The organism is Kitasatospora sp. NPDC101157 (genome assembly GCF_044768255.1).
In the GTDB taxonomy this organism is placed as follows: Bacteria; Actinomycetota; Actinomycetes; order Streptomycetales; family Streptomycetaceae; genus Kitasatospora.
Map to the genome: position 1 here is coordinate 62,041 of NZ_JBIWPL010000037.1, position 7,010 is coordinate 69,050.

5 protein-coding genes are annotated in these 7,010 nt (G+C 72.3%); all 5 read right to left on the reverse strand.

Features of this window, described 5'->3' with window-relative positions:
* Positions 1-140 precede the first annotated feature (140 nt).
* Positions 141-1,274, reverse strand: coding sequence for a phosphate ABC transporter substrate-binding protein PstS (gene pstS, locus ACIRVF_RS39690; RefSeq protein WP_402829335.1), 1,134 nt, complete (start codon positions 1,272-1,274; stop codon positions 141-143).
* A gap of 227 nt (positions 1,275-1,501) precedes the next feature.
* A complete protein-coding gene (locus ACIRVF_RS39695) occupies positions 1,502-1,999 on the reverse strand; it encodes an NUDIX hydrolase (RefSeq protein ID WP_402829346.1) in 498 nt (165 codons plus the stop codon).
* A 73-nt stretch (positions 2,000-2,072) separates the two neighbouring features.
* On the reverse strand, positions 2,073-3,197 hold the full coding sequence (locus ACIRVF_RS39700) for a CHAD domain-containing protein (protein WP_402829337.1): 1,125 nt from the start codon (positions 3,195-3,197) through the stop codon (positions 2,073-2,075).
* Positions 3,198-3,316: 119 nt separating this feature from the next.
* Positions 3,317-5,494: an RNA degradosome polyphosphate kinase gene (locus ACIRVF_RS39705; RefSeq protein WP_402829339.1), complete on the reverse strand. Its 2,178-nt coding sequence runs from the start codon at positions 5,492-5,494 to the stop codon at positions 3,317-3,319.
* 395 nt (positions 5,495-5,889) lie between these two features.
* Positions 5,890-6,864 carry a mycothiol synthase gene (gene mshD, locus ACIRVF_RS39710; protein WP_402829341.1) on the reverse strand — a complete coding sequence of 325 codons (975 nt, stop codon included), beginning with the start codon at positions 6,862-6,864 and terminating at the stop codon, positions 5,890-5,892.
* Positions 6,865-7,010 lie beyond the last annotated feature (146 nt).

Below are 7,010 nucleotides of genomic sequence, written 5' to 3' on the forward strand. Positions count from 1 at the left end.
CGGTCTGGTGGTGCCGCCCCGGAAGGGGGTCGGCACCATGGCGGCGGTGCCCCGGACGTTGGTGCTGGATGGTGGTGCTCCGGCGGGACGGCCCCTGCCCCCCTCGCTCACGGGGCCGTCCCACCGGGGGTCCTGTCGGGTCAGGCCAGGGTGCCGACGGCGGCCTTGACCTTGTCGCCGATCGCGGCCGGCATCGGGACGTAGCCCTTGTCGCCGATCGACTTCTGGGCGGCGTCGCTGATGGTGTAGGTCAGGAAGGACTTCAGGGTGTCAAGGGTCTCGGCCTTGTTGCCCTTGTCGCAGGCGATCTCGTAGGTCACCAGGACGATCGGGTAGGCGTTGTCGGCCTTGGTGCCGTAGTCCAGGGAGAGGGCGAGGTCGCCGTCGGTGCCCGACACGGTGGAGGAGGCGATGGTGTTCGCCGCGTTGGCGGCGGTCGCCTCGACCGGCTGAGCGGCGCCGGTGGCGATCTTGGCGCTCTTCAGGTTGTTGGTCTGGGCGTAGGACAGCTCGGCGTAGCCGATCGAGTTCTTGACCTGCTTGATCTGGGCGGAGACGCCGGCGCTGCCGTTGGCGGACTGGCCGCCCTTGCCCTTCCACGCCTTGCTCGGCTCGGCGCTCCAGGCGCCGCCGGAGGTCTTGGCGAAGTAGGAGGTCAGGTTGAAGGTGGTGCCGGAGTCGTCCGACCGGTGGAAGGTCTGGATCTCGGCGTCCGGCAGCTTGGCGCCCGGGTTCAGGGCGGCGATGGCCGGGTCGTTCCACTTGGTGATCTGCGAGTCGAAGATCTTGGCGGCGGTCGGGCCGTCCAGGACCAGGTTGTCGACGTTGTCCACGTTGTAGACCAGCGAGACCAGGCCGGCCACCATCGGCAGGTCGATCGCCTTGCCGCCGGTGCAGACCGCCTTGGAGGCGTCGACGTCGGCGGGCTTGAGGGCGAAGTCGGAGCCGGCGAAGGCGACCTTGCCCTGGTTGAACTGCTGGACGCCGGCACCGGAGCCGCCGCCGCTGTAGTTGACCGTGGTGCCGGAGCAGGAGGCGCCGAAGGTGGTCTTCCACACGTCGATCGCGGGGGCCTGGGCGGTCGAACCCGCGCCGAGCAGCGTGCCGGGCTTGCCACAGTTGATGGCGGCAGCGGCAGCGGAGGTGCCGTTGGAGCCGCCGGACGACGAGTTGGTGTTGTTGTCCGACCCGCAGGCGGCGAGCGACAGCGAGCTGACGAGCGCCATGGCACCGATGGCGAGGGCCTTGGAGCGGCCGTTCCGCTGGAGCTTCACAGGGGTGTCCCTTTCTGTGGCATTGCCCGTCGCGCAGGCCGTGCGGACACGGCCGAGCGCGGGTTTTGCTGTGGTCCGGGGCCCGTTCGGCCCTCCGGTGGTCCCGAAGTTAGGCCGGGTAAGTGACGCGGCAGCCGGTCGCAAGTGAACGGGGAGTGAACCTCGAACGGATGACAGGAAACTACGTCACGTAGTAACGGTTGCGTCACGGTGAGGGCGCGGGGAGATCACTCCGACCGCTCCCGCCCCCGCGGCTCCTCGCCCGTCCGTACGGGCTTTTCCCCCAGGATCGCCAGCAGGGCGTCGACCAGCAACCGGTCGCGGTCGTGGGTCAGCCGCGCCCGGGCCTTGCCCGCCGGCAGCCATTCCAGGCGGTCGACCTCGCGGTTCGGCCGGAAGGCTCCGCCGGTCGGCACCGCCGCCCAGTACCGGACCTCCTTCGGGCGGCCCTGCGCCAGGTAGTGCTGGGCGGGCAGCTCCGGGCCGAGCAGGCAGCGGAAGCCGGTCTCCTCCGCCACCTCGCGCAGCGCCGCCTCCACCACGCCCTCGCCCGGGTCGAGCTTGCCCTTGGGCAGGCTCCAGTCGTCGTACTTCGGCCGGTGGATCACCGCGATCCGCGGCCGGCCCAGCCGTCCGTCGGGCTTGGGCTTCCCGGGCAGCCAGAGCACCGCCCCCGCCGCCAGGATCACCGGGGCGCGGCCCGTCCCGGTCGAGGGCGCCTCCACCCGCCGGCCGGGGTGCGGGCGGCTCTGCCCGACGTTCGGGCTGCTGGGCCCGGTGCTCAGGCGCTCGTGCAATTCAGGCCGTCCGTGGTGCGGGGGAATGCCCCCAGCCCTCGGCAGGGGGGATCTCCAGCCAGCCGTCCGGGCCGGGCGGGAGGTCGGTCCACCGGCGGCCGAAGGCGTACCGCGCCGCCTCCACCTCCAGTCGCTGATCAGCATGCACCACGCCCAGCACGTAGGCGGTCGCGGGGGTGATCCTCGGGGTGCGCGCCGCGGTGGCGGCGGTGACCGCGGCGTCCGCCGCTTCCTGGTGCCGGTCCAGCACCGTGTCCAGCTCGTCCAGTTCGGAGGAGGGACGGCCGCACACCTCCAGCGCGTACCGGGCCCGCTTCACCAGGATCCGCAGCCGGAACCAGGGCGCGTCGTCGGCCGCCAGCGCGGAGTCCGCGTCCGCCGTTGCGACCCGCGCCGCGGGCACCTCCTGCCCGTAGGCGGGCAAGGCGGGAGGCACCGCGCCGAGCCGGCGCAGCCCGTCCCCGCCGTACGGCGTCGCGGCCCGCTGCAGCGGCAGCTGCTGGGCGCTCGCGGACAGCGCCGTGAACGCGGCCGCCGCCTGCGGCAGCAGCACCGCCGACGCCGGGCCGTCGGCCGTCTCCAGCAGCGGCGCCTCGCCGACCAGCAGGGTCATCCGGTCCGCCAGCGCGTGCAGCCGGGCCGACCGCAGCTCCTGGAGGACGGTGGAGTGCGCTCTGGTCCGGGCCAGGGTCAACTGCCGGTCCAACAGCGCCCGCGCCTTCGGGGCGCCCGCGTGCCCGGCCAGCATTCCGGTGCCCTCCGGGTCGGTGCCGCTGAGCGAGTCCACCGCGCCCAGCAGCCGGACCGAGCGGCGGACGTAACCGGGTTCCAGCGCCAACAGGTTGAGCAGCCAGCGGAGTTCGGTACGCGACTCCTGCGCCCAGCCCTGCTCGAACACGGCGCCGAAGGTGTGCAGCAGCCCGCCGATCCGGCGCACCGCCCGCAGCAGGTCGGCGGTGCCGCTCGACGGAACGGCCGCCGCCGAGCCCGGTCTGGCGCCGACCTCGCCCACCGCGAGCGGCAGGGCGCGCAGGAACGCTCCTGCCTGGGCGGTGAGTTGGTGGGAAAGGATGTCCCCGGCGGTCGCTGTGGCGGCCGCCCGGGCCGTCATCGGCGCATCGGTCATGGCGTGGTTGATCCCCGTTCCCCCGGGGCCCTTCCCCGGGGCTGGTGGCCGACCGCCGGAACGGGTCCCCTCGGGGCCTTCGGCCCCGACCGCTCCGGCGGCTCGCATCAGTGGACGCGTCAGCGCGGGGTGGCGGCCCGGCGGCGCTGGCGCGAGTCGATCAGCAGGTCCTGGACGTGCCGCAGCGGCCGGCCCTCGGCGTCCTGCGAGTGGCGGTCCCAGGCGCCGTCCGGCCCGAGGTGCCAGGACTCGGTCTCGTCCGACACCCCGAGGTCGATCAGCCCGGACAGCTCGGCACGGTGCGCCGGGTCGGTGATCCGCATCAGCGCCTCGATCCGGCGGTCCAGGTTGCGGTGCATCATGTCGGCGCTGCCGATCCACACTTCGGGATCGCCGTTGTTGCCGAACACGAAGATCCGGGAGTGCTCCAGGAAGCGCCCGAGGATGCTGCGCACCCGGATGTTCTCGCTCAGCCCCGGCACCCCCGGCCGGATCGCGCAGATCCCGCGCACCCAGACGTCCACCGGCACCCCGGCCTGCGAGGCCCGGTAGAGCGCGTCGATCACCGCCTCGTCGACGATCGAGTTGACCTTGAGCTTCACGTACGCGGGCCGGCCCGCCCGGTGGTGGGCGATCTCGTTGTGGATCCGCGAGACCAGACCGTCCCGCAGCCCGCGCGGGGCGGTCAGCAGCCGGCGGTAGGACTCGCGGCGCGAGTAGCCGGACAGCCGGTTGAACAGGTCCGAGAGGTCCGCGCCGACCTGCGGGTCGGAGGTGAGCAGGCCGAGGTCCTCGTAGAGCCGGGCCGTCTTCGGGTGGTAGTTGCCGGTGCCGACGTGCGAGTAGCGCCGTAGGGTGTCGCCCTCCTGACGGACCACCAACGACAGCTTGCAGTGGGTCTTCAGCCCGACCAGGCCGTAGACCACGTGGCAGCCGGCCTCCTCCAGTTTGCGGGCCCACTTGATGTTGGCCTGCTCGTCGAAGCGCGCCTTGATCTCGACCAGGACCAGTACCTGCTTGCCGGACTCGGCCGCGTCGATCAGCGCGTCCACGATCGGGGAGTCGCCCGAGGTGCGATACAGGGTCTGCTTGATCGCCAGCACGTCCGGGTCGGCGGCGGCCTGCTCCAGGAAGGCCTGCACCGAGGTGGAGAAGCTGTCGTACGGGTGGTGCAGCAGGACGTCGCGCTCGCGCATCGCGGCGAAGATGTCCGGCTGGGAGGCGGACTCGACGTCGGTCAGCCCGCGGGCCGTGCCCGCCACGAACTTCGGGTAGCGGAGTTCCGGCCGGTCCAGGTCGGCGATCCCGAACAGCCCGGTCAGGTCCAGCGGCCCGGGCAGCGGGAAGACCTCCGCCTCGGTGATGTTCAGCTCCCGCACCAGCAGGTCCAGGATGTAGGGGTCGATCGACTCCTCGACCTCCAGCCGGACCGGCGGGCCGAAACGCCGCCGCATCAGCTCCTTCTCCAGGGCCTTGAGGATGTTCTCGGTGTCGTCCTCCTCCACCTCAAGGTCCTCGTTGCGGGTGACCCGGAAGGCGTGGTGGGCCAGCACCTCCATCCCCGGGAAGAGCTCCTCCAGGTGCGCGCCCATGACGTCCTCCAGCGGGACGTACCGCTGGGGCGAGGCCTCCAGGAAGCGGGCCAGCGACTGCGGCACCTTGACGCGCGCGAAGTGCTTGTGGCCGGACACCGGGTTGCGGACGACCACGGCCAGGTTCAGCGAGAGCCCCGATATGTAGGGGAAGGGGTGTGCCGGGTCGACCGCCAGCGGGGTCAGCACCGGGAAGATCTGCTGCCGGAACAGGGTGTGCAGCCGGGCCTGCTCCTTCTCGGCCAGCTCCGGCCAGCGCACCACCTCGATACCCTCGGCGGCGAGGTCCGGCAGCACCTCCTGCTGGAACGCGGCGGCGTGGCGGGCCATCAGCTCGCGCGAGCGGGTCCAGATCAGGTCCAGCACCTCACGCGGCTGGAGACCCGACGCGCTGCGCTGGGCGACGCCGGTGGCGATCCGGCGCTTGAGACCGGCCACCCGGACCATGAAGAACTCGTCCAGGTTGCTGGCGAAGATCGCCAGGAACTTCGCCCGTTCCAGCAGCGGGATCCCCGCGTCCTCGGCCAGCTCCAGGACGCGCTCGTTGAACGCGAGCCAGCTCCGCTCCCGGTCCAGGAAGCGGCCCTGCGGCAGTGCTTCGTACTCCTGCTCGTCCGTGGCCGGCAGCTCCGGCGGGATGCCCAGCGCACCGGACATCCTGGCCGTGGGCGCCAGCGGGGCAGGGACGGGGCGGGGGATGCTCATGGGTTCCAGCTCCTCCAGCAGGACGGCGTCCGGATGCGGATGGCTCTGCGGGCCGTCGTCCTCGCCCCGGGGCTTCCCCGGGGACAGCGCCCACCCACCGGGCGCGGTCCGTACAGGACCGGCCGACGAATGGCGGTCGACTCTGCACGAGCGAGACACTACGGACTTCATCCTGTGATCTTCGCGGCAGCAATTGAATCCACGGTAAACACCGCATGGCCAGGAGGAAAGCTGAGTCGGTCGGGGCAAGGGGCGGCGCGGTCGTCCGTCCCTCGCCCGCGACCGTCCCGTTACGGCTGGGCCGTGGCCGGCCTGGGTGCGGTTGTGGGTGCGGGTGGGGCTTCGGATGTGGGTGGGGGGCGTGGGTTCGTGGGTGGGGGTGCGTGCGGACGGGATCAGGCGGGGGCCTGGGTCGGCCGGTCCGCCCGGTACGGGGCCCGGTACATGAGGTCCACCTCGTGGATGGTGAACCCCAGTCGCTCGTATACCCGGACGGCGGCCGGATTGTCGGCGTCGACGTAGAGGAGGACGGTCGAGAGTCCGCGCTCGCCCGCGCCTGTCCCGGTCAGGTGGCGCAGACCCGTCGCGGTCAGTGCCCGACCGAGGCCGCTGCCCTGCTCGGCCGGATCCACCCCGACGACGTAGACCTCACCGAGCTCGGGCTCGGTGGCGGTGGCCGGGTGCACCTTCGTCCAGTGGAAGCCGACCACCTTGCCGTCCCGGGTGGCGAGGAAGAAGCCCGCCGGGTCGAACCAGGGCTCGGCGAGCCGCTCGGCCAGGTCCTGCTCCGTCCAGGAGCCCTGCTCCGGATGGTGGGCGAAGGCCAGGGCGTTCAGCCGCAGCCACTCGGCGTCGTCCTCCCCCGGACGGAAGGTCCGGAGCTCGATCCCCTCGGGGACGGGCACGGCCTCGGTCTGCGCGCCGGTGCGGCGCATCTGCCGCAGCTCGCGGACCAGCTCCGCCCCGTACGCCGCCGCCAGGTGCCGGGCCGCCGGGTGGCCCCCGTGCACCCAGAAGTCCACCGCGTCCCGGCCGGCCCGGTGGGCCTGGGCCAGTACCGCGTCGACCAGCGGACGGGCCAGGCCACGGCCACGGGCGGCGGGGTCGACCACCAGCTCCGCGGCGGGATCGGCGGTCGGGGCCTCCGGCACTTCGAGCTGTCCGTAGCCCACGACGGAGCCGTTCTCGCTCCCGATCACATGGGTGACGCCCGGGCGGGGCGTCTCGGCGTTCCGCAGCCGGAGCCGACCCTGCTCGGACACTGCGGCCCGGCCGTCGACCGCCTGGGCCTCCGCCAGAACACGCAGGGCGCCGTCGCGCTGCGCGGGGCTGAGCACGTTGCTCGCTATGACCGCTGTCTGATCGTCCATGTACCGACGATACGTCACCGGAAATGCGAAAAGCCCCTGATCCGATTGGGCCAGGGGCTTTTCTGAATGATTGTTCGGCGGCGTCCTACTCTCCCACAGGGTCCCCCCTGCAGTACCATCGGCGCTGTGAGGCTTAGCTTCCGGGT

Bases quoted from the DNA above. Each gene is read 5' to 3' on its own strand.
- ACIRVF_RS39705 (WP_402829339.1), bottom strand. From the start codon at position 5,494: ATGAGCATCCCCCGCCCCGTCCCTGCCCCGCTGGCGCCCACGGCCAGG.
- ACIRVF_RS39700 (WP_402829337.1), bottom strand. From the start codon at position 3,197: ATGACCGATGCGCCGATGACGGCCCGGGCGGCCGCCACAGCGACCGCC.
- mshD (WP_402829341.1), bottom strand. From the start codon at position 6,864: ATGGACGATCAGACAGCGGTCATAGCGAGCAACGTGCTCAGCCCCGCG.